This is a genomic window from Capnocytophaga sp. G2 (assembly GCF_035282625.1).
Taxonomy (GTDB): Bacteria; Bacteroidota; Bacteroidia; order Flavobacteriales; family Flavobacteriaceae; genus Capnocytophaga.
In genome coordinates this window covers 55,983-79,696 of the sequence record NZ_JAYKBU010000007.1, presented here as the reverse complement: position 1 = coordinate 79,696, position 23,714 = coordinate 55,983, and the positions used below count along the sequence as shown (strand labels likewise).

Below are 23,714 nucleotides of genomic sequence, written 5' to 3'. Positions count from 1 at the left end.
TTCTATGAATAAGAACCATTATGCCATTATCATGGCGGGGGGTATTGGCTCTCGCTTTTGGCCTGTAAGTACTTGGGCTTTTCCTAAGCAATTTCATGACATGCTGGGTACTGGACAGACGCTCTTACAGCGCACTTATCAACGCTTAGCTGATTTTATTCCTAAGGAAAATATTCTTATCTCTACCAATGAAATTTATAAAAACTTGGTAAAAACACAATTAGCAGGTATTTCCGACGAAAATTTGGTCTTGGAGCCCTCCATGCGTAATACGGCTCCTTGCATCCTCTATGCTACTATGAAAATTCAAAAGCGCAATCCCAATGCGGTCTTTATTGTAGCTCCTTCTGACCACTGGATAGAACAAGAAGACGAATTTCAGGACAATGTAAAAAACTGCTTTTCCCTATGTGAAACACAGGATATACTAATGACTTTGGGGATCAAGCCCACCTTTCCTAATACAGGTTATGGCTATATACAATATGATAAAACTGACCCACAGCCCAGCAAAAAAGTACTTCAATTCACTGAGAAACCTGATTATGAGCGGGCTAAACAGTTCCTTGCGGAAGGGAACTATCTATGGAATGCAGGAATCTTTATCTGGCGTACTGAGAGTGTATTAAGAGCCTTTAAGAGATTCCAACCTCAGTTATTTTCGCTCTTCAAGAAAGGAGAAGCTGTTTATAATACTCCTGAGGAATGGTTATTTATCAAGAATAATTATGGAAAAGCAGAAAATATATCGGTAGACTATGCCATTATGGAGCCCTCTGACAACATCTATGTGTATCCTGTAGGGTTTGATTGGAATGACTTGGGTACTTGGGGCTCTCTACATGAGAAATTGGCTAAAGATTCCAATAATAATGCTGTGGTCAATGCTCTTACCTTGTTCAAAAATGCTTCTGATAATATCATTCGTACTGATACTAACAAAGTGGTAATTGTAGATGGTATAGAAAATTATATCATTGTAGATACCGCTTCAGTACTGATGATTTATCCTAAGGAAAAAGAACAGAGCATCAAAGAACTGTTAGGCGAAGTCAAAGAGAAGTTTGGTAATAACCTCTCTTAGCCTCTTAGGAAATCAACTCTTGATATACCTTCAAAAGATTTTCACAGACCTTTTCGTCTGTGAATTTTTGCGCATAACTATAGCCTACCTCTTTCATCTGCTGCATACGCTCAGAAGAAGCGAGAAGTTGATCTATTGCCTGCCTTATCTCCAAAGCAGTATGTTCAGTAGGATTTACATAAATGCTGCCACTACCTCCCGCCTCCTCAAAGCAACTTCCTTTAGAGGTAATCACTGGCGTTTTGGAAAAGAGGGCTTCTATGATAGGAATACCAAACCCTTCAAAAACAGAAGGATAGCAGAATATAGTAGCTATTTGATATATCATAGCCAACTCTTGCATAGAAACATCAGAAAGTACTCGCACTTGTGATTGCATATCATTTTCCTTGCAATAAGCCTCTACTTTCTCATAATAAGCAGTCTTTTTCCCTACCATAATCAGCGGTAGGTCAGTACCTTTGAGTGCCTTTACAATCTCTAAGGCATTCTTTCTCGCCTCTATAGCTCCTACATTCAGTACAAATCGGTCAGGTAAGGCATATTTCTCTCTTACTTGATCTTTTTCCTTCTCCGTATAGGTTTGTTTAAAGGCAGCATGACACCCCTGATAGACTACTGATATTTTATTAGGATCTATATGAAAATAATCTACTATATCCTGCTTAGTTTGCTCGCTGATAGCGATGATATGTTGTGCTTTCTGGGCGGCATAGCGAAACTTTAGGGTATGTATCTTCCTATCAAAAGCACTGTACCACTGAGGAAAACGCAAGAAAATAAGATCATGTATGGTAACTACCGTAGGTACATATTTATATATGCCTATAGGTATCTCCCCTGAAAGTCCATGATAGATATCAAGTCGTTCTTTTTGGGCAAGAGTTGTGATATAAAAAAGTCTCCAAAGACTCTTAAACCGCTTCCAAAAGAAGCCTTTGGGATTGATCTCAGTGGTCTTTTCCGTCATCTTTACCCCTAAAAATTTCCTTTTTAAAGGATTAAAAAGCATCAATTCCATATCCGTTCTCTCTTGCAAGATACGAATAAGGTCGCGGCTGTAGTTACCTAAGCCTCGTAAATTATGGAAAGCCCGCTTGGCATCAAATCCTATTCTCATCTTTTTGTCTTTAAAACCTCTTTCAAAAACTTAGCTGTATAGCTCTTCCTATTCTTAGCTACTTCCTCTGGAGTACCCATAGCCACTACCTGTCCCCCTCCTTTACCACCTTCTGGCCCCATGTCTATTAGGTAATCCATCATCTTAATAACATCTAAATTGTGTTCAATAATAAGCACTGTATTTCCTTTTTCGGTGAGCCTGTTAAGCACCTCCATAAGGATTTTTATATCCTCAAAGTGCAGTCCTGTAGTAGGTTCGTCCAATATATAAAAGGTATTGCCTGTATCACGCTTGGAGAGCTCCGTAGCGAGCTTGATACGCTGTGCCTCTCCTCCTGAGAGCGTAGTAGACGGCTGTCCTAAGGTGATATAACCCAACCCTACTTCCTGTATCGTCTTGAGCTTTCTATAGATTTTCGGAATAGGTTCAAAGAAGGCTACTGCCTCGTCTATAGTCATAGCTAGTACATCGGCTATAGATTTCCCTTTGTAGCGAATTTCAAGGGTTTCTCGGTTAAAACGCTTACCATGACAGGTCTCACATTCTACCAAAACATCGGGAAGAAAGTTCATTTCAATCACCTTCATACCACCTCCTTCACAAGTCTCACAACGACCGCCCTTAACATTGAAACTAAAGCGTCCAGGTTTATAGCCACGAATCATAGCCTCTGGAGTATGGGAAAAGAGGTCTCGTATTTCCGAAAACACACCCGTATAGGTAACAGGATTGGAACGAGGAATACGTCCTATGGGAGATTGATCTATATCAATCACCTTATCAATATACTCTAAACCAACGATTTGCTTATAGGGCATTGGTTTTTTAAGCGCATTGTAGAAGTGTGCATTGAGGATGGAATAGAGTGTTTCATTAATTAAGGTAGATTTTCCAGAGCCTGACACCCCTGTTACCCCAATCATCATACCCAAAGGGAATTTCACTGATACATTCTTTAGGTTGTTCCCCGTACATCCTATCAATTCTATAAAATGTCCGTTACCTTTGCGACGTTCCTCAGGCACCTCTATGGCACGTTCTCCATTGAGGTAAGAGGCCGTCAGCGTATGTGCCTTGAGCATTTCTTTAGGAGTACCGGCGAAAATCACCTCTCCCCCACCCTTACCTGCCTTAGGGCCTATATCTATCACATAGTCAGCATGGAGCATCATATCGGCATCATGCTCTACCACCACTACAGAATTTCCTATATCGCGAAGCGATTTAAGAGAATTAATAAGTCGTTCATTATCACGCTGGTGTAGACCTATACTGGGTTCATCCAAGGTATAGAGTACATTGGTGAGCTTGGAGCCTATCTGGGTAGCCAAGCGAATACGTTGTGCCTCTCCTCCTGAAAGGGTTTTGGAGCTTCTGCCTAAGGAAAGATAATCAAGTCCCACATCCAAGAGAAAACGCAGGCGCTCACGAATTTCCTTGAGAATCTCATGAGCTATCTTCTTTTGGCGAACAGAGAGTTTCTCAGGCAGGATATCAAACCACTGCATAAGCTCAGCTATGGACATAGCTGAAAGTTCTGCTATGTTTTTATCAGCAATACGAAAATATAAAGCTTCCTTGCGCAAGCGAGAGCCACCACACTCAGGACAGGTCTTTTCTTCCATAAAATCCTTTGCCCAACGCTGTATAGAGGCACTACTTTCCATATCTTGGTATTGTTGTTCTATAAAATTAACAATTCCATCAAAATCAATAGAAAAATCACGAGTAATCCCCATCACTTCAGACTTTTCAGAGAATTTTTCCTTTCCCCCGAAGAGTATCATATCTATGACTTCCTTGGGGAGTTTCTCTACAGGATCAGAGAGCTTATGTCCAAACTTCCTAAGTATGGTTTCCAATTGCTGGAATATCCAAGTCCTCTTTTCGGCTCCTATAGCGGTAATAGCACCCTGCTTGATAGAAAGCGACATATCGGGAATGAGCTTGCTCAAGGTTACCTCTTGTATGGTACCCAGTCCATTACAGTGCGGGCACATCCCTTTGGGAGAGTTAAAAGAGAAGGTATTCGGCTCAGGTAAGGGGTAAGAAATCCCCGTGGTAGGACACATAAGGTTACGGCTGAAGTAACGAGGTGTCTCGTTCTTATCGCTTAATATCATCAGGATCCCATTACCATGTCGCATAGCTGTTTGTATACTTTCGGATAAACGACGCTGGGTAATATCATTGTTCTTTATTTCCAAGCGGTCAATCACCACCTCTATATCATGGGTTTTGTAGCGATCCAGCTTCATTCCGTACTCTATTTCACGAATCTGCCCATCTACACGTACTTTGAGGAAACCCTGCTTGGCGATTTGCTCAAAGAGTTCGCGATAGTGTCCCTTGCGCGATTGTACTATAGGCGCTAAGATATGAATTGCCTTGCCCTCATACTCTTGGAGAATAAGCTCTTGTATCTGGCTATCGGTATAGCTAACCATTTTTTCGCCTGTGCGATAGCTATAGGCATCGGATGCACGGGCATAGAGTAGACGTAGAAAGTCATAAATCTCGGTAATAGTCCCCACAGTAGAGCGAGGTGACTTGGAGGTAGTTTTCTGCTCAATGGCTATTACCGGAGAGAGTCCGTCTATCTTATCCACATCAGGGCGCTCCAGTCCTCCTAAAAACTGGCGGGCATAAGCTGAGAAGGTCTCTATATAGCGACGTTGTCCCTCGGCATAGATTGTATCAAATACTAAAGACGATTTCCCACTCCCCGACAGCCCTGTTACCACCACTAGTTTATAACGAGGAATCTGTACATCTATATTTTTCAAATTATGCACTCTTGCTCCTTGCACTATAATATTCTTATCCTTTTTCATTCAGTTATAAATAGCGGACAAAGTTAATTGTTTTTTTTCAGAATTTCCTTACTTTTATTTTAAAAGATTTTCCTAAAAAGAAAAAGCTACTCACTTTTGTCTTGTAAGCTTCTCCAAGAGAATTTGCCCAATCAGGACTAAAGATAAGTAGTTTCTATTTTTATATAAGGAAAAAGAAAAATCTTTTAGCCTAAGAATTTTGGGAGTTCCCAATGATATTTTACGGAAAGCATACGCACAGCGATAACTACACAAATGGTAATAAAAACCACCCATGCATGATATTCTACCATAATACCATTAAGTAGAAAGTATACTGTACCTCCAGCCACACAGGCTGTTGCATAGATTTCTTTTTGGAAAATAGCAGGCATTCTATTAGCTAAAATATCACGTATTACTCCTCCAAAACTCCCTGTCATAGTTCCTAAAACAATAGCTATAGTTGGAGAAAGATCATAACGAAGTGCTTTTTCTAATCCAATAATAGTAAAAACTCCCAACCCAATAGCATCAAAAAGTAACAGCCAATAACTCCAGTGAGCCGAAAACTTAGTCTTGAAAAGTAAAGTGAAAACTACACTTACTCCTATCATAAAGATATACATGAGGTTCTTCATCCAAAAGACAGGAGTACTCCCTATCATAACATCACGGAGTGTACCTCCCCCTACTCCTGTAACGAAAGCTAAAATAAACATTCCAAAAACATCCATACGTCGTTCTAAACCAAGCAAAACACCGGAAATTCCAAAAACAAAAGTTCCTATAAGATCCCAAAGATAAATAGGATCTGAGGCTATTGTCTTAATCTCTTGGCTTAGAGAAGTAAACCCTTCACCAAGACATGAAATCATTTCATTCATTTTCTATAATTCTATAAAAGGTTTTATTGCACTGATAAGGTTAGTACTAGGTTGCAGAGCTTCAGTGCGCCATACGAGTTCTCCTTTGTGGAAAATCATATAGGTGGGAATCCCATTAATTTTTAGCTTTTGGGTAAGTTCCTTGTTTTTATCAATATCAATCCTAATCACACGCACAGCCTCTCCTAAAGAATCGGCTACTTGCTGAATAGAATCAGTGGCATCTTTAGCTAAATAATGCCATCCTGCATAAAAAACAATAAGCACAGGCTTACTAGTGCTGATTATATCTCCAAATACTGACATGTTATTCTTCTTTTATCTTTCAGATTTTCAGTTGAAAAATTATGATACTTTTTCTAAACAACATAAAATTTTTTTCTATTTCTCCTCAAAGGAAAGCTCATTTTTATCTTTCTTTTTTAGTTCGATAACAGTGATTTCAGGCGGCATACCCACACGTCCAGGAAAAGCCAAGTAACCAAACCCACGATTTACATTAATATATTTTCCTTTTTCCTTATAAACACCACCCCAATATTTATATCGCCAACTGGCAGGACTCCACTTGATTACTCCTGGAATTTCTATACCAAACTGCATGCCATGAGTATGACCACTTAGGGTTAAGTGAATGAAATTAGGGTCATCTATCACCTTATATTGCCAATGAGTGGGATCATGAGAGAGAAGAATCTTAAAATCAGACCTATCCACTGTAAGCAATGCTTGATCTAAGTCCCCTTTTTTAATAAATCCTTCACCCCAATTTTCTACTCCCACTACAGCAATACGCTGTCTTCCACGGGAGAGAAACACTGACTCATTATTGAGCAAACAAAAACCAAGCTGATCATGCATTTGCTTGAGGTTTTCTAAATTTTTTGCTTTATCTTGTGGTGAATCCCATTGTACATAATCACCATAGTCATGGTTCCCAAGCACAGAGTACACGCCGTCTTTAGCATGTATTTGTTTGAAATATGATATCCAGGGAATCATTTCTTCTGCCTTATTATTGACCAAATCCCCCGTGAAGAAGATCACATCTCCCTTTTGGGCATTAATCATATCAATGCCATATTGTACTTTTTCTGCATTGTCAAAACTCCCTGAATGAATATCGGAGATGTGTACCACCCGATAACCATCAAAGGCATCAGGAAGATCATCAAAATAAAGGGTATGCTTTATAACTCTAAAATTATATTTTCCCCAGAACATTCCGTAAATCATACCTGCAAAAGGAATAGCAGCAATCCCCATCCCTATAAGGCTGACAAAACGTCTACGAGAGGGAATTACTTCTTCCTTTTTCATACGGAAAGGAGCACAGAGTAAGCGGATGAGAGTCTCCCCAAGAAAAAACAAACTTATAAGCGTAACAAACAAAAGCCAAGAGAGAAAAAGTCCAAAGGAAAATTGACGATGAACATCCCAAACACCTGCAAAAGATTCATTCCAAAAATAAAGGAAATAAAAAAAGAAAAAAGCAGATGCCACGTAATATAGGTAAGTAAAGACCTTGTATTTTACTGCTTTACGTACACAAAAAGCACTCAAAAGCACCATAAGTACGTAGAAGATACAAAGATAATTAATAAAATGATGCATTTCTTAATTCTACTAAATTGAGCGCAAATGTACAACAAAAAGGCACAAATACGCTCAATAATAAAGATATTTTAACAAAAAAATTATTTTGGATAAGCAATACGCAAGTGATAAATATTAAAAAGTTTTTCTTTAAGAACTTTTTTAATTTTCTCAATATCCTTAAAAGTAATATCAGCATTAAGGAATTGCCTTTCTTCTATTTGCCTTTTAACAATATTCTCTACTAAAGTATCAATTGCGTCAATAGTAGGATTAACAAGACTTTTAGAAGCAGCTTCTACAGAATCAGACATCATAAGGATTGCTGTTTCCTTAGAAAAAGGAATGGGACCTGAATAGCGGAAATCATCTTCATTAAGAGGTTCTCCTGAATCCAGTTGTTTTTTATAAAAATAATAAATAAGACTATTGCCATGGTGAGTTCGAATAAAATCAATAATACGGTCTGGGATATTATTAGCTCTTGCCATCTCAATACCATCAATTACATGGCTTTTAATAATCCTGGCACTTTCAACAGGAGTAAGCTCATCATGTGGATTTACAGAAGTTTTTTGATTCTCAGTAAAATAGAGTGGATTCTTCATCTTACCAATATCATGATAGAGAGCACCTACACGCACAAGCATCGCGTTAGCGCCAATAGCTAAGGCGCTTGCTTCAGCCAAGTTAGACACTTGTAAAGAATGCTGAAAAGAACCAGGTGCTTTTTCAGAAAGCTCTCTAAGCAGTCTATTGTGAGTATCAGAGAGCTCTAAGAGAGAAACATTAGAAACCAATCCAAACACTTTCTCATACAAATAGGTAAGAGGTTGTACAAAAAGTGTAAGAAACCCATTAAGAATAAAAAGACCAATTGTAGGATAATGGATATTATGGAGATTTCCCGTAGATATCATCAATTGGCAAAGATATGTTACAATATATGCGGCAACAATGTATGTAATAACCATAAAAAGATTAATACGATAATGCATTCCACCTTTAGTATCAAGTAAAAGCACTCCTGCTACTATGACATTAGTATAGATAAATTGAAAACTATTAGGAACAATAAACCCTATTAATATAAGTGTGATGATATAAAGAAACATTCCCAGACGTAGGTCAAAAAAGGCTTTCATTACTATAGGAAAAATGCATATTGGTAGGGCATAAATATAATCCGCATTTGCCTTAGTGATCCAAGAAACACCTGCAACAAAAAGTAATATAGTAACAAAAATCAGAGTTACAATATTATTATTAGCAAACATTTCTCCTTTGAAGTGATACAAATAAAGTAGAATCATACTAATAAGCATTGTCACAATAAGCACATAGCCTAAGAAAGAAAGGGTTGTTATATTTTCAGAACTATTCAGCGCATATTCTTTTTGCAAAGAAGTAAGTATTGCAAGTTTTTCGGCTGATACTAACTGACCTTTTTCAATAATAAGTTGACCCTTTTTAACTACTCCATAAGAATGAATAATCTTTTTAAGATTTTCCTCTAATGTTTTCTGAGTAAAATGTTCGTTAACAAAAATATTAGGTAACATAACTTCAGAAAGAATAGCATAATAAGTGTCCATATATTCTACAAAAGGCTTTTCCTTAAAATAAGAATAAATAGCCTCCTTTGTTTGGTTAAGAAAGAAAAAGTCATTCGGAGTAAAGGTAGAGACTTCATTACCTTCTACCAAGAAAATTTCTTTATCAGAAAGTTCCTGAGAAGAATAAAAAACACCATTACGGTAGACCTTCTTTAGAAATTCTTCTCCTTTATGTAAGAGTCTTTCCTGTTGTGAAGGTGCTATGGAAGCAAAGTAAGACAAAGCCTTTTGATAATAATTTTTCTTAACAGAGGCCAAAACTGTAGTATCCTTAAAGAAATAAGTGGGCGATTGGCTTTCTGTGAACTGTCTTTCTTTAGCAATCTGTTCATTTGTTTTTTTTAAGGTAAAATCAAAAGGAGCATACAAAGAAGGATGTAACCATGGTTTCCCAGCCTGAAATTCATAAGAGAATTTACTTCCTTTGGGTAAGAGAAAAATAATAGCTACCACAAGTACTACTGCAAGAAAGAATTTGTAAAGGAGACCTTGCTTTGTATATAATTTATACCAAAAATGCTTTATTTTCATAATAAAAGATTTATCTAAAGATAGTATTAGTCCCTGAGCAATGGTAAAGTGGAGCATCGTAAGAGCCCTTCCTGTTTAGAGATTTCAGCATACGGGATTTCTTCTACAGTAAAGCCTTTAGCTCTAAGCCACTGATTAAGCCGGATAAAATTTCGTTCAGAAACCACTATATCAGGAGCAATAGAAAAAATATTACTAAACATCTGATACATTTCCTCACGTTCTATATGAAAAAGATTTTCCTTGCCAAAAAGATCTACTAAGTATTGATAATCTTCCTCACTGCGAAATCCTCCTTTGTAAATAATTCCTTTATCAACACCTACAGGCTGAAAACAACAATCTAAGTGAAGTGCATTATCATGAGGATTGTTAGACTTAACCAGGTCGAATTCTTTCACTATTTTATTAGGAAATAGCTCTTTGAGGAAATTTACTCCTGCCATATTGGTACGTGCTGTTTTATAATTCTGATAATCCTCCCCTTTATAAGTACCTACAAATATATATTCATTATACGGCATCACATCCCCTCCCTCAATATGTACCTCAGGAGGAGGCATAATACGTTGAGAAGAAGGTATTTGATTTACTATATATTCAATAGCTTGAAATTCATTCTCTCTCTCAGGAAGAATATTTGCTTTAATAAACTTGTCATCAATAACAAATCCAATATCACGAGCAAAAATCTGGTTACAATCTTCTATAATCTCAGGTCGGTAAACATGTATTTCATATTTTCTGAGTATCTCAGCAAAAGCTTCCATCTCAAGAATCATATCTTTCTCTATCGGATAAGTACCATTAAGTATGTGTTCCAATGACTTAGGATCATAAGCTTCTTCTGGTGTAGGAGTAGCTCCATTACTTTGTGCAGTCCCTAAGATAACTGAACGTAAGCGATTGGTTTCATTCTTAATCTGTATTTTCATTATGGGGCAATTTTTTTGCAAAGATACAAAAATATATGAAATTATTTTATTTGGCTAAAAAAAGAAAAAATCATATCTTTGCCTACCTAAACAATAAATTCTCCTGCTATGAAAAAACATATCTTTTTGCTGTTGCTATTGCTCACTTCCACAGTGGGTATGGCACAAATTACAGTTGGGATACGGCTCAATAATCCATTAGTCTATGCTTCTTTTATTTCTCCCTTATATAATGAGGATGGGAAAAAATTCAACACCTATGGGAATTGGGGCGTTTTCAATTCAGGCGTCTTTGCTCGGATTCCTCTCAAAGAAAAGCATTGGGTATTACATACTGAACTTCTATATAAGAATGAGGGAACTCATCTCAGTGGCTTCGATATTCCCGATAAGGATAGAGGGCCTTATTATAGAGAAAGCCTCTATGAAGAAAAAAGACATTTTTCCCTCCAATATATAGATGCTCCTTGTCTGCTACAATGGGAAGGCAAGCGTATGTTCAGGGGGTACCTACAAGCAGGTTTTTCTCTCAAATTCTTAACCTATGCCTCCTATACTAATGGTTGGTTTAATGCCCCTGATGAGAATGTAACCCCACATTTTAACCGACTCGTTCTTACAGGGCAAGTAGGATGCGGTGTGCTCTGGGACATCAAGCGAGTGGTGATCACCGCCGATATGCGTGTATCTTGTAATCTCACCCCTATTACAGGTCACAAAGTTCGTGGTGTAGATTTTAGTGATAGTACAAGCTTTTCTCTCACTCTCGTCTCAGTAGGAGTAGGGTACAAATTAGGGTATAAGAAGAATAATTAACACTATAGCATGAAACAACATGAAGAAGTTATCAAGATTATGGAAGAAAACGGAGGATGGGCTACCCTTGGTTTTCTTTATCATCATGTAGATACGTCCGAATGGAAAACCAAAACGCCTTTTGCTACCATAAGGCGAATTGTTCAGGACGAACGCTTCTTTTTCAAAATAAAAGCAGGACTATGGGCACTGAAAAGTCACAAAGAGCAGCTTTTAGAGAAATTTGAATTAGAAGTATCCACTAAGAAAGAACAAGATTTTTCCCATTCCTATTTCCAAGGATTATTGGTTGAAATTGGGAATCTCAAGGGATACCACACATATATCCCGCCGCAGGATAAGAATAAACTATTCCTTGATAGAAAATTAGGTAATGTCTCTTCCTTAGATCAGATATTAGATTTCACCTATCCTGAAGTGATCAAAAGAGCCAAAACCATTGATGTCATATGGTTCAATGAGCGGAAATTCCCTCACGCTTTCTTTGAAGTAGAGCATACTACTGATATACAAAATTCTCTACTCAAATTCAACGAGTTACAAGATTTCTACACTAAGTTCTATATCCTTAGTGCAGCAGAAAGAAAACGAGAATTTGAACAGAAAATAGCTTATACTTCCTTCAAAGATATAAGGAATAGGGTGTCTTTTATTGATTATGATTTTGTAGCAAACTTACATACCAAGAGCTTTGAACTACTGAAAATAGGACAGTTATAATATAAAAACGAATCAAACCCTTAACAACTATAGAAAACACAAATGGAACCCATAGATTTTAACAAACCCAATATGGAATACGGAGAAGATAATATACAAACCCTTGAGTGGCAGGAACATGTACGTATGCGTCCTGGTATGTATATAGGTAAGCTTGGTGATGGCTCCTCAGCTGATGACGGGATCTATATCCTACTGAAGGAGGTGATTGATAACTCCATAGATGAGTTTGTCATGGGGGCTGGTAAGCTGATAGAAGTACGTATAGAGGACAACAAGGTTACTGTACGTGATTTCGGACGTGGGATTCCCTTGGGAAAAGTGGTAGATGTGGTCTCCAAAATGAATACAGGAGGGAAATATGACTCCCGTGCTTTCAAAAAGTCTGTGGGACTTAATGGAGTAGGTACCAAGGCTGTCAATGCACTTTCCTCCTATTTCTATGTAGCTTCCGTACGTGACGGACAGCAAAAAAGCGCCACATTCTCCTTGGGGGTATTACAAGAAGAATCTCCCTTGGAAGCCTCTAATGAAAAAAGAGGTACCTTAGTAACGTTTGTCCCCGACGGAACCATCTTTAAGAACTACAAATTCCGTTCTGAGTATGTAGTAAGGATGCTTAAGAACTATACCTATCTCAATCCTGGACTTACTATTGTATACAATGGAGAAAAATTCTTCTCTGAGAATGGTTTGGAAGACCTGCTCAAAGAAGACAACAATGAAGAAGATTTTGCCTATCCTATTATCCACCTCAGTGGGGAGGATATAGAGATTGCCCTCACCCATAGCAAAAGCCAGTACAGCGAACAATATTATTCGTTTGTCAATGGGCAGAATACCACCCAAGGAGGTACCCACCTGAATGCTTATCGCGAAGCCATTGTGGCTACCTTGCGTAACTATTACAACAAACCTTATGAAGCCTCTGATATTCGTAAGTCTATTATTGGAGCTATCTCTATCAAGGTGATGGAGCCTGTTTTTGAGAGTCAAACCAAGACCAAATTGGGTTCTACTGAGATGGGAGAAGGCATGCCCTCTGTACGTACTTATATTACCAATTTCGTACAAAAACACTTAGACGACTATCTACATAAGCAACCAGAGATTGCCGAAGAGATACAGAAAAAAATCCTACAAGCAGAGCGCGAACGCAAGGAACTATCAGATATTCGTAAACTCGCGCGCGACCGAACCAAGAAAGTGAGCCTACACAACAAAAAGCTACGAGACTGCCGTATTCACCTGACTGATAGTAAGCACGAACAAGCCCTTGAAAGTACCCTCTTTATCACCGAAGGAAACTCCGCTTCAGGGTCTATCACTACCTCCCGCGATGCCAATACCCAAGCGGTATTCTCTCTACGAGGAAAGCCGCTGAACTCCTTTGGGAAGACCAAAAAGATTGTCTATGAGAATGAAGAGTTCAACCTCCTACAAGCCGCCTTAGACATAGAAGACTCCATAGAGAACCTGCGATATAACAATATTGTCCTTGCCACCGATGCCGATGTAGATGGGATGCACATTCGCCTGCTGCTGATCACCTTTTTCCTACAGTTCTTCCCTGAACTGATCAAGGAGGGGCATGTATATATCCTACAAACGCCCCTATTCCGTGTACGCAATAGTAAGGAAACTATTTATTGCTATACCGATGAAGAACGTATTGCTGCTATAGAAAAACTAAAAAATCCTGAAATTACACGATTCAAAGGGTTGGGAGAGATCTCCCCCGATGAGTTCAAGCACTTTATCGGTCAGGATATGCGCCTTGACCCTGTAATGATGGATAAAACCATGCATATAGAGAAATTATTGGACTTCTATATGGGCAACAATACTCCCGAACGACAAGACTTTATCATTAATAACCTCAAATACGAAGTATAGCTAAAGCAAATCCCCACAAGTAGCTTATATATTTGTGGGGATTCATTTTTTGTAGTTTTTATTCTATTTATCAATATTAATACTATCTCTAATAGGAATAAATATTCTTTCCTTTGAAAATTCAGTCAAAGTCCAGAACCTAATGAAAAAGTAAAAAAAATAGAAAAACCTAACTCTCAATCCTTCCAATTACCCTAAAGTTACCGTCCCTCGTGTAATCCAAATCACCTATCGCAATGCTAATGTCATTCTTAAAGCTGTAGGATTGTCCTATTGATTTCTAAAAGTACCTCCCAAAATATTATCTTCTATGCTTTTGAAAGAAATTGAACTTTACTATAAAGTTTAATTTCTTTCTATATTGGTATATTCTTACCCCTAAAACAAATAAAAATAAGGGAATGATATTGAATAAAGAAAAAAAAGAAAACATCATACACCCTATAATTAACAAAGGAGCATATAAAAGAAGTATTATTACATCTATTAATATAAAATAGGTTTTATCTTCTATATCATAATGATAAAAATAGGGTTTCCCTTTCTTTTCCTTATACAAAAAATAAGGAATAAGGATATATAACAATATAGAAATATAAAAATAGGTCTTGAATAGAAAAGGAATATCTATTCTGTCTTCAAAAAACAGAGATTGTGCCAATGAATATGGAATTGTTCTAAAAAAAGCAATTATATAATGTGGAGTAGAAATACTAAACCCTCCTGTACCAGGCATCGCAACAAAAGCTGTCGTAGCCAATACACTATTATAACATAAAAATAGTAGGAGAACTATATAAATATTACATCTTATATTTATATTGAGATTTTTCATATTTTTAATTTTCAATTATGCAAAATCATTTTGAAGGATTTAAAACAATGATATACAGAAAGATAACATCTTTAACATTGATACAACACATGAATAAGTTTATATTATATAGAGAAACTCTCAATCTAAAAGCCTATATTATTTGAAATGCACAACAGGTTCTACTTATCAATATCAATACTATCTCTAATAGGAATAAATATTCTCTCTTTTGGAAATTCAAATGAATCATAATATTCCTTTTTTGTAGAATAACGGATGTCTTTAAAAAGAAATTTCCCATCATAAGCATCTATATAATACTTACGTGCGGAACCTTCTTCTCCACGACTAATAAATTCTAATGAATAAACGTATTTTCCTTCTATCTTCATTCGGCTAAAGAAACATCTTACAAATCTTCCTTGGTAAGGTTCAAAGATATCTACCCCAAGAGCATTAAGAATAATATTTCTTACTTGTTCTATACCTATAAAATAGTAGTCATCATAATATTTAGTTTCTATAAGCTTTCCTTTGCGGTTAAAAGTACGTGTAGGACCTACCTCACAATCACTTACATAGAAAGTTTTTTCTATGAGCCTACCTTTTCTGTCATATATCTTTACTGTTTTTAAAGGCTCATTTCCAAAAGAAGAATTTCCTCCTCCAAAAACTATAGTCATTCTAGCACCTGCATTTTTGGAAAAAAGAGAAATATCTATGTTATTCTTCTTTTCAAATTCTATTTTAAATGAAAAAGCACCTTTAAGTTTATCATAATATTTTTCTAATTCTCGTTTACACTCCTCATCTTCGGGGTAATTATAGCAAATATCCAATAATGCTTGGTAGGTTTTCAAATCTACTATATTAACTTTTTCTGTATGATTATCATGACAATAATCATAGCCTTTGATGACTTGCGCTTTACCTATAGCTACTATAAAGATCACTAATAAGATACATCTTTTGTTCATATTATTTTTTTATCTAATTCTCCACTGATGCAAACTTGCGGCTCATGTCTTATTTTTTAACAGTATATTTAACACATTACCAACAAAGATATATTTTTCAAATAGCAATTATCCAGCCTAATATAAAAAATAATACCCATATAATATGCAACACCTAAACAATTATAGCTCTTTCAGCATCTCTTATCTTCTTTTGCCAAAGGTATAATAACAAAGAACAAATCACTACATACACCCCAAACAATATATAATACACCTGATATTGCCACAGAGGTGGTTTGTATATTTCATAATCCATTCGTTGCATTAGATCTTCCGTATCAAACCAACTTCCAGCCATCCAAGAGAACTGAAATATCGCAAAAATATTGTAAATCCAAAATAAAAATATAATTTTATATAGTTTCATCGTTTTAAAATTTTTATAGTTATTTCTAAAAATCCACTCACTACACTGGCATATTCCTTGTAGCTCGATTCCTATCAATTAGGCTTTAGTGCTTTTATATTATGCTAATTGTTAGTGCTTTATTTTTATAACAACATATCTGATATATTACCTTACTAGTGAAAAAGTAAGAGAGTTTAAATTCATTTTCTCCCATTCATTTTTTATTTCTTCAGAAACAAAAATACTCTTTTCACTATCCACACAAATCCAATCTTTGGTAAGTGTAGCTATTTCCAAGATCCATCTAATAGCATTCCTTTTGGCGATCGCTTTCATTAGTGCCTTGGGAGGGAATAACTTATCTATGGGGACAAATATACAAAAAATTATACCACTGTACAATAAAAAATCTCTAACCATCGAGGTTAGAGATTTGTATTTTATATAGGTGTTCTTTACAACACATCTATCACTTTAGAGAGACGCTGTGTGATTTCCTCAATAGAACCTATACCATTGATAGAGTGATATTTGCCTTGCTTTTTGTAAAAGTTAATGAGAGGAGCGGTTTTTTGGTTGTATTCTACAAAGCGGTTGCGAATTTTGCCTTCGTCTTGGTCATCAGAGCGGCCACTTACTTTGCCTCGTTCTACAAGTCTTTTGATTAGCTCTTCATCGTCAGCATCAAGGGCTAAAGTTGCACTGATATTCATTTGCTTAGAAGCCAAGAATGCATCTAGCGCTTCGGCTTGGGCTATGGTACGAGGGAATCCGTCAAAGATAAAGCCTGCTGCATTGGGGTTCTTTTCTATTTCCTCTTGGAGCATTTGGATCGTTACCTCATCGGGAACAAGTTGTCCCTTATCCATATAAGATTGAGCTAATATTCCCAAATCAGTATCATTTTTCAAATGCTTTCGGAACAAGTCCCCTGTGGAAATATGCACCAATCCATATTTCTCTTTTAGAAAAGCTGCTTGTGTTCCTTTCCCTGCTCCTGGTTTCCCAAACAAAACCAAATTTTTCATATTTTCTATATTTAGTTGATATATTTCAGGGAGATTTCTCCCCAATTCATCATAATCCAATCCATAGCCCACAATAAAACGATTAGGAATAGAAAATCCTATATGATGTACTGTTAAATTCTTTGTATAAGCTTCTGGTTTGAAAAACAAAGTTACTATACGTAAGGAAGCTACCTTTTTATCTGCAAAGAAGTTATAGATTTCCTCCAGAGTATTACCTGTATCCACAATATCTTCTATCACAACTACATCTCTGCCTACTATATCAAAAGGAAGCCCAAAGAGTTGCTTAACCTTATGTGTACTTTGCAAACCTTCATAAGAGGAAAAGCGTACAAAAGACACCTCACAATTTCCTTTGTAAGCACGAATAAAATCAGATGCAAACATGAATGAACCATTAAGTATAGAGATGAAAAGGGGTGTTTTCCCATGCATTTGCTCTTCTACTTCTCTGGCAAGCCTTTCTACTTCTTGTGCTATTTTTTCACTAGAGATATAAGGGCGGAACTCTTTATCAAGTATCTTAATTAGCATAAATATTTTTTTAAAGCTACAAAGGTAAGATTTTTCTGTCACATAATAATACTTTTTTTTATCTTTTTTTAATTATAAAAATACTTTATTTTTAAGTATTTAGAAAACTCAAGAAAATAAAACGTTTTTTCTTTTGCAAAAAATACTAAAATTCCTACCTTTGCCCAATAAATAAAGAAAAAATTGTACGCTATTTTAGATATAGAAACCACTGGAGGAAAGCTTAATGAGGAATCTATTACTGAAATTGCTATCTATCGTTTTGATGGCAATGAGGTAACTGATCGTTTTATTTCTCTTATCAACCCTGAGAAGAAAATAGATGATTTTGTAGCTCATCTTACTGGTATCTCTAACAAAATGGTTCGCAATGCACCTAAGTTCTACGAGGTAGCTAAGCGCATTATAGAAATTACAGATGGATGTATTATCGTAGCTCATAATGCCGCTTTTGATTACCGAATATTGCGCTTGGAGTTTCGAAGATTAGGTTTTGATTTTCATCGCAATACTATCTGTACAGTAGAGATGTCTCAGCGATTGCTACCCCAGGAATCTTCTTATAGTCTGGGAAAACTCACTCGATCATTAGGTATTCCCCTGTTGGGCAGGCACAGAGCAAATGGAGACGCCATGGCTACAGTACACCTTTTTAAGCTACTACTGACTAAAGATACTCAAAAAACCGCTTTGACTGAGTTTGTTAAACAAAATTTACATCCCTCATTAAACACTCACTTACTATCCATTTTGGATACACTTCCTAACCAGTTAGGAATATATTATATTTATGACAAAAAAGGAAAGCTCATTTTTCTATCCAAAAGCAAGAATATCTATAAGCGTGTCAATGAACATTTTACTTCTGAAAATAAAAGAGATCTTTATATACAGAAACATGTAGGAGAGATCATGTATGAACTCACAGGAACTACTCTCATTGCCACTCTCAAGGAAGCACAGGAACTTCAAAAGAAACCTTTCCTTAATAGAAAGAAAAAGAAAAAATCCTTTCCCTTTGTTTTAGTAGCTCATACTAATGAAAAAGGATACATACAACTTTCCATAGAATTTGTAAATACTTCTCAAGAGAATTTAGCCATTTTTGAAAGCAAAGAAGAAGGTCTCAATCTACTTTTTGAACTTACCGAACGTTACCAACTCTGTACTAAACTCAATGGATTTTCTAAAGCACATACTTATTGTTATAACCACTCTATCGGTCAATGTAAGGGAGCTTGCATGGGTGATGAACCCTTTGATGAATATAATCAAAGAGTTTATAAAGCGCTTGAACATTATACACTTAAAAATAGAACCTTTGTCATTATGGACAAAGGACGTACTGTACAGGAGAAAAGTATTATCTTTGTGGAAAATGGTTATATCAAAGGATATGGCTTCATTGAACTGAACTATCATCTGTCAAAGAATATTCTCCAAAAGTATCTTACTCCTATGGAGCATAATTCTGAAATGGCACATTTATTAGAATATCACCTTAGAAAACACCCTTTAGCAAAACAGATTCCTATAAAAGATTAACATCTTGAACTGAATCCCATTTTTTTTATGTACCTTTGCCCCGAAAAAGATTACTATATTTTTTAATGAAAAAACGTACTATCCTTAACCTATTACTCTTTGCTTTTGTTCTCTCATTTTTTGTGACCAATTTAGGTTATGAATCACAGATACTCCTTCAAAGGATTTTTTCCTCTCAAGTGGAAATTCTCCCTCAAGAGAAACAATATAGTATTGACCCAGATTGGATTCTTAAAGATAAAAACAACAGGCAGTTTTCTTTTACTCAATCCAAAGGAAGAGTAAAGTTTGTTTATTTTTTCTCTTCATGGAGAGCTATGAGTATTGCTGATCTTACAGGTATTCAGAAGCTTTATGATGATTATCACAACAAAATAGATTTCTACATCATCACCAATGAACTTCCCCAGCCTGTAGAACAGAAACAACAAGATAGAAAATTCACTTTTAAAGTAACTTATCTTATTCAAGAAGTTAAAATGCCTTTTGATCCTGAGAAGATTCCCTCTGGATATATTATAAATAAAGAAGATAAAGTAGTAGCTCAGGGGTTTGGAAATACTCGGTGGAATAGTAACAAAGTACGAAAGCTATTGAATAATTTAATAAGTTCATCCTTATAACTTTTTCTAAAAGAAATATTTATTAAATATTATTTATCATGAAGAAAATACAATCCATCATATCAAAGATCTTAAAAAACAGAGATTTCCGTTTCTGGGGATTACAAATTTTTTTAGCTATTGTGCTAATTACTGTAATTGTTTATATAATACTGCTTTCTCTGAATAGCTGGACAAGGCATGGACAATTTGTTGTAGTTCCTGATCTCTCCTCAAAGCCCTTGAGTGAAGCGCAAAAACTGTTAGAAGAAAGTCATCTACGCTATGAGGTAACTGATTCTGCTACTTATGATCCCAAAATTCCTAAATATGCCGTCATTAGCCAAAGCCCAGAAGCTAATGAAAAGGTAAAGAAAAACCGAAAAATATACCTAACTCTTAACCCTTCTAATTATCCCAAAGTTACTGTACCTCGTGTAATTCAAATCACTTATCGTAGTGCTGATGCTACCTTAAAAGCAGTCGGCTTATCAGTAGGTAAAGTAACCTATGTCAATAATATAGGTAAGGATATGGTATTAAGAATGTTCTATAAGGGAAAGGAAGTAAAACCTGGAGATATGCTTACTAAAAAATCAGTAGTGGATTTAGAATGTGGAAATGGGTTTAACCCTGCTAATCCTGATGCTCCCATTTCCGAAGATAATGATACAGATAACGATAAATCTAAGGATAACGGAGGAATTGATTTTTAATAAATAGAAAAAAATCATGAATATAAAACTTTTATTTAAAACTACTAAAGCCATTTATTTTGGTATGCTATTTTCCATAATGTTCTTTGGATCAGTTATCTATTTTATTACTCCAAAAGAAGTTTGGAGCTATTCTTTTTCCTCTGAAAGTGCTTTACTTCCTGTGGGTATATTACTTTCAATTATTGCTCCTTTTTTTAGTAATTGGCTTTATAAGAAAAACTTAAATAATATTTCTACAGAAATATCTTTGAATAAAAAGCTCATTGACTTTCAAAAATATTCCATCCAACGTTATGCCATTATAGAAGGCACCATTCTCTTTAACCTTGCTATTGCTTTTCTTTTACACACAGCTATTTCTTGGCTATTAGGTTTAGTATTACTTTGTTTTTTCTATACTTTTTCTCCTACTAAAGAAAAAGTTATAAGAGATTTGAACCTCAATCCAAAGGAGCAAAATGATTTTCTTAGAGAATTAGAATAAGAAAGAAGCCTTACCTTATTAGAAACTAAACTTTGAAGTTTAATTTTATTTTACATTAATCCATTCTTATTCCATTCCAAGAGTCAATTTCTTAATCAATGAATATTGTTTACTCAATTATTCATATTTTCAAAGATATAAATAATATGATTAAAGTTATTGGCATTAGAAAATCAGGTAATATTATCCAAACATTTCCTTTATTGAAATTATTCTTTTGCTTTATTTCAATAATATGTAGAATACCTGCACCTATCAGAAATACACAAAAAGGAATGGCTGTCGCTATCCAAAAACAATCACGTACCCAATGACATAAAATACCACAAATGCCAATTCCTAAGGATACAAATCCTAATTCTTTTTGGAATCCATTAGAAACCCAGCCTATTGTCCTAGCCACTTTTTCACTTAATATAGTATGACCAATAAAGTTAAAGATTCCAAAAAATCCAACTCCAATAACCAGATGTGAATACAAAGACCAAAAAAGAAAACTAGCTCCTCCCACAAAACTATAAAGAATAAAAGCTATTATCCAACAAATGAAATAAACAATAAGATATATCATATTTATTAATTTATACTACTAATTCAGATAGGAAAACTTATCCCTTCTTTATCAAAATAAATTAAGCAAAGTTACAAATTTAATTACTAAAAATAAAGAAGTTACGAACATTAAATTATTGTTAATTTCATATCTATTGCTTATTCTTTTTCAATTATTATTTATTAAAATACAGTTAGTTACATATTATATAAAAAGCCCATAAATAATTAAAGTCATATAATTTCTCTGAACAGCTACTTTTTTTGCCAAAAAAATTGTACTTTTACACCCTAAATTAAAATAGTTGTATGAAAAAAATATTACTTTCTATGCTTTGTATTGCCCTCTATGCTTGTCAAGAAAACAATGCTACAGAACCTTCTGTAACCAAAGAGGAGCAAGAAAAGAAATTAGCTCAAGAACGTTTTACTGCCTTGGGAAAGGAACTTGATGAATATCCTTCTTTCAAGGAATGTGAAAGTATCACCACCAAAGATGAAAAACTCAAATGCTTTACAGATAATCTCTCTAAACACTATCAAGAGATGCTCAACAGTCAAAAGTTAGCTATTGGAGATGCGCTTACCGACACTGTAAAAGTAACTTTACTCATTAGTAATGAAGGAATTATCAGCGTAAAAGAAGTTGAAATGTCTGATAAAACAAAAGAGCTCCTTCCCTCCTTAGAAAGTTTATTAAAGAATGAAACTGAAAAGTTAGCTCCTATAATTCCTGCTAAGAAAAACCAAGTAAATGTAGCTACTGAATATATACTTCCTTTGGTCATTGATGTAAAATAAAGTAAAAACTATCCCATGCCTAAGATACTATTAGTAGAAGATGAGGCTTCTATACGACGTGTACTCAATAACATTCTTAGTGAAGAGGACAAAAGCTACCAAATAGAAGAGGCTACCAATGGACAAGAAGCTATAGACAAAATCCGTAAGGAACTATATGACTTGGTTCTCTGTGATATAAAAATGCCTAAGAAAGATGGTTTAGAAGTCCTTTTAGAGGCTAAAGGGCTCTATCCTAACCTTCGTATAGTAATGATTTCCGGACATGGTGATCTGGAGACAGCAGTACAGGCTATGAAAATGGGAGCTTTTGATTATATCGCTAAACCTCCTGATCTGAATCGCCTTTTAACCACCATCCGTAATGCTTTGACAGTTCCTTCAGAAGAAGAGAAGCCCAAAGGAAACTCAAAAAATATTAAGAAAAATCCTACTGAAGATCAGATGATAGGAGAAAGTGAGCCTATCCAGAAGATAAAAGCCATGATTGATAAGGTAGCCCCTACTGATGTCCGAGTACTTATTACCGGACCTAATGGATCTGGAAAAGAGTTAGTCGCCCGTGCTTTGCATCAAGGAAGTGAACGTGCACAATCCCCTATGATCGAGGTTAACTGTGCCGCAATTCCCTCTGAGCTAATAGAGAGTGAGCTTTTCGGGCATATTAAGGGCTCTTTTACCTCTGCTGTGAAAGACCGTATAGGAAAATTTGAAGCTGCAGATAAAGGAACTATTTTCTTGGATGAAATAGGTGATATGAGTCTTTCGGCACAAGCAAAAGTATTGCGTGCCTTACAAGAAAAAAAGATTACCAAAGTAGGAAGTGAAAAAGATATATCAGTAGATGTACGAGTAATTGCTGCTACTAATAAAGATTTGAAGCGAGAAATAGCTGAAGGCCGTTTTCGAGAAGATTTATATCATCGTTTAGCAGTAATTCTCTTAGAAGTTCCTTCGTTAAATGAACGAAAAGATGATATTCCTTTACTTGTTAATTACTTTACAGATAAGATAAACAAAGAACAAGGAATCCATAAAAAGTTCCAACCTAAAGCCATAGAACAACTTGAACAATACGAATGGACAGGAAATATCCGAGAACTAAGAAATGTTGTAGAACGTTTACTAATCCTCTCTGAAGGAGATGTAACTGTAAAAGATGTAAAAGCCTTTGGTGGAAAAGAATAAAGAATATTATAAAATTAAAGAGAGGTTGCCCTTTTCAAGCAACCTCTCTTCATTAT

At 35.6% G+C, this 23,714-nt stretch carries 21 protein-coding genes and 1 pseudogene; 11 read left to right on the top strand and 11 right to left on the bottom strand.

Annotation, left to right across the window (positions count from 1 at the left end):
• Positions 1 to 4 precede the first annotated feature (4 nt).
• Positions 5 to 1,084, top strand: a complete 1,080-nt coding sequence (locus VJJ03_RS05645) for a mannose-1-phosphate guanylyltransferase (protein WP_323974362.1) — start codon at positions 5 to 7, stop codon at positions 1,082 to 1,084.
• A 4-nt stretch (positions 1,085 to 1,088) separates the two neighbouring features.
• On the opposite strand, the gene VJJ03_RS05640 is transcribed toward VJJ03_RS05645, so the two are convergent.
• From VJJ03_RS05640 to VJJ03_RS05610, 7 genes are all read right to left on the bottom strand, one after another.
• On the bottom strand, positions 1,089 to 2,204 hold the full coding sequence (locus tag VJJ03_RS05640) for a glycosyltransferase family 1 protein (RefSeq protein ID WP_323974360.1): 1,116 nt from the start codon (positions 2,202 to 2,204) through the stop codon (positions 1,089 to 1,091).
• The gene (gene uvrA, locus VJJ03_RS05635) at positions 2,201 to 5,041 is read right to left on the bottom strand and encodes an excinuclease ABC subunit UvrA (protein WP_323974358.1); all 2,841 of its coding nucleotides are present in this window, start codon (positions 5,039 to 5,041) and stop codon (positions 2,201 to 2,203) included. Before uvrA ends, VJJ03_RS05640 begins: the two co-directional genes overlap by 4 nt.
• A gap of 185 nt (positions 5,042 to 5,226) precedes the next feature.
• Complete coding sequence (locus VJJ03_RS05630; protein ID WP_323974356.1) at positions 5,227 to 5,907, bottom strand: trimeric intracellular cation channel family protein; 681 nt, start codon at positions 5,905 to 5,907, stop codon at positions 5,227 to 5,229.
• A 3-nt stretch (positions 5,908 to 5,910) separates the two neighbouring features.
• On the bottom strand, positions 5,911 to 6,213 hold the full coding sequence (locus tag VJJ03_RS05625) for a thioredoxin family protein (RefSeq protein ID WP_323974354.1): 303 nt from the start codon (positions 6,211 to 6,213) through the stop codon (positions 5,911 to 5,913).
• A gap of 75 nt (positions 6,214 to 6,288) precedes the next feature.
• Entirely contained in the window at positions 6,289 to 7,521 is a 1,233-nt protein-coding gene (locus VJJ03_RS05620; protein ID WP_009745581.1) for a metallophosphoesterase, read from the bottom strand.
• Between the two features lie 83 nt (positions 7,522 to 7,604).
• Positions 7,605 to 9,650 (bottom strand): HDIG domain-containing metalloprotein, encoded by a 2,046-nt coding sequence (locus VJJ03_RS05615; RefSeq protein WP_323974353.1) that lies wholly within the window; start codon positions 9,648 to 9,650, stop codon positions 7,605 to 7,607.
• A gap of 26 nt (positions 9,651 to 9,676) precedes the next feature.
• Positions 9,677 to 10,585, bottom strand: a complete 909-nt coding sequence (locus VJJ03_RS05610; protein ID WP_416377845.1) for a dimethylarginine dimethylaminohydrolase family protein — start codon at positions 10,583 to 10,585, stop codon at positions 9,677 to 9,679.
• Positions 10,586 to 10,693: 108 nt separating this feature from the next.
• Here VJJ03_RS05610 and VJJ03_RS05605 point away from each other — a divergent pair, with 108 nt between their 5' ends.
• From VJJ03_RS05605 to VJJ03_RS11495, 4 genes and pseudogenes are all read left to right on the top strand, one after another.
• The gene (locus VJJ03_RS05605) at positions 10,694 to 11,401 is read left to right on the top strand and encodes a porin family protein (RefSeq protein ID WP_323974351.1); all 708 of its coding nucleotides are present in this window, start codon (positions 10,694 to 10,696) and stop codon (positions 11,399 to 11,401) included.
• Between the two features lie 9 nt (positions 11,402 to 11,410).
• Entirely contained in the window at positions 11,411 to 12,121 is a 711-nt protein-coding gene (locus VJJ03_RS05600; protein WP_323974349.1) for a hypothetical protein, read from the top strand.
• Positions 12,122 to 12,163: 42 nt separating this feature from the next.
• The gene (locus VJJ03_RS05595; RefSeq protein ID WP_323974347.1) at positions 12,164 to 14,017 is read left to right on the top strand and encodes a DNA topoisomerase IV subunit B; all 1,854 of its coding nucleotides are present in this window, start codon (positions 12,164 to 12,166) and stop codon (positions 14,015 to 14,017) included.
• Between the two features lie 169 nt (positions 14,018 to 14,186).
• Positions 14,187 to 14,288: pseudogene (locus VJJ03_RS11495) on the top strand (penicillin-binding protein); the annotation flags it as partial.
• A 725-nt stretch (positions 14,289 to 15,013) separates the two neighbouring features.
• Here the strand turns inward: VJJ03_RS11495 and VJJ03_RS05585 are convergent.
• The 3 genes from VJJ03_RS05585 to VJJ03_RS05575 form a co-directional block, all read right to left on the bottom strand.
• Positions 15,014 to 15,811 (bottom strand): PepSY domain-containing protein, encoded by a 798-nt coding sequence (locus tag VJJ03_RS05585; protein ID WP_009745573.1) that lies wholly within the window; start codon positions 15,809 to 15,811, stop codon positions 15,014 to 15,016.
• Between the two features lie 154 nt (positions 15,812 to 15,965).
• Positions 15,966 to 16,220: a hypothetical protein gene (locus VJJ03_RS05580; protein ID WP_117601759.1), complete on the bottom strand. Its 255-nt coding sequence runs from the start codon at positions 16,218 to 16,220 to the stop codon at positions 15,966 to 15,968.
• Positions 16,221 to 16,657: 437 nt separating this feature from the next.
• Positions 16,658 to 17,767: an adenylate kinase gene (locus VJJ03_RS05575; RefSeq protein WP_323974344.1), complete on the bottom strand. Its 1,110-nt coding sequence runs from the start codon at positions 17,765 to 17,767 to the stop codon at positions 16,658 to 16,660.
• 183 nt (positions 17,768 to 17,950) lie between these two features.
• On the opposite strand from VJJ03_RS05575, the gene VJJ03_RS05570 reads away from it, so the two are divergent.
• The 4 genes from VJJ03_RS05570 (at position 17,951) to VJJ03_RS05555 (ending at position 21,117) form a co-directional block, all read left to right on the top strand.
• On the top strand, positions 17,951 to 19,312 hold the full coding sequence (locus VJJ03_RS05570) for an exonuclease domain-containing protein (RefSeq protein ID WP_009745567.1): 1,362 nt from the start codon (positions 17,951 to 17,953) through the stop codon (positions 19,310 to 19,312).
• Between the two features lie 65 nt (positions 19,313 to 19,377).
• Positions 19,378 to 19,935 carry a TlpA family protein disulfide reductase gene (locus tag VJJ03_RS05565; RefSeq protein WP_323974342.1) on the top strand — a complete coding sequence of 186 codons (558 nt, stop codon included), beginning with the start codon at positions 19,378 to 19,380 and terminating at the stop codon, positions 19,933 to 19,935.
• Positions 19,936 to 19,973: 38 nt separating this feature from the next.
• Entirely contained in the window at positions 19,974 to 20,630 is a 657-nt protein-coding gene (locus VJJ03_RS05560) for a PASTA domain-containing protein (RefSeq protein WP_009745565.1), read from the top strand.
• A gap of 16 nt (positions 20,631 to 20,646) precedes the next feature.
• Positions 20,647 to 21,117 (top strand): hypothetical protein, encoded by a 471-nt coding sequence (locus VJJ03_RS05555; RefSeq protein ID WP_009745564.1) that lies wholly within the window; start codon positions 20,647 to 20,649, stop codon positions 21,115 to 21,117.
• A 121-nt stretch (positions 21,118 to 21,238) separates the two neighbouring features.
• On the opposite strand, the gene VJJ03_RS05550 is transcribed toward VJJ03_RS05555, so the two are convergent.
• Positions 21,239 to 21,688 (bottom strand): DUF6790 family protein, encoded by a 450-nt coding sequence (locus VJJ03_RS05550; RefSeq protein ID WP_009745563.1) that lies wholly within the window; start codon positions 21,686 to 21,688, stop codon positions 21,239 to 21,241.
• A gap of 290 nt (positions 21,689 to 21,978) precedes the next feature.
• On the opposite strand from VJJ03_RS05550, the gene VJJ03_RS05545 reads away from it, so the two are divergent.
• Together VJJ03_RS05545 and VJJ03_RS05540 are read left to right on the top strand one after the other, a co-directional pair.
• Positions 21,979 to 22,470, top strand: a complete 492-nt coding sequence (locus tag VJJ03_RS05545) for a hypothetical protein (RefSeq protein WP_009745562.1) — start codon at positions 21,979 to 21,981, stop codon at positions 22,468 to 22,470.
• A gap of 15 nt (positions 22,471 to 22,485) precedes the next feature.
• A complete protein-coding gene (locus VJJ03_RS05540; protein ID WP_009745561.1) occupies positions 22,486 to 23,658 on the top strand; it encodes a sigma-54-dependent transcriptional regulator in 1,173 nt (390 codons plus the stop codon).
• The last annotated feature ends 56 nt before the right edge of the window (positions 23,659 to 23,714 follow it).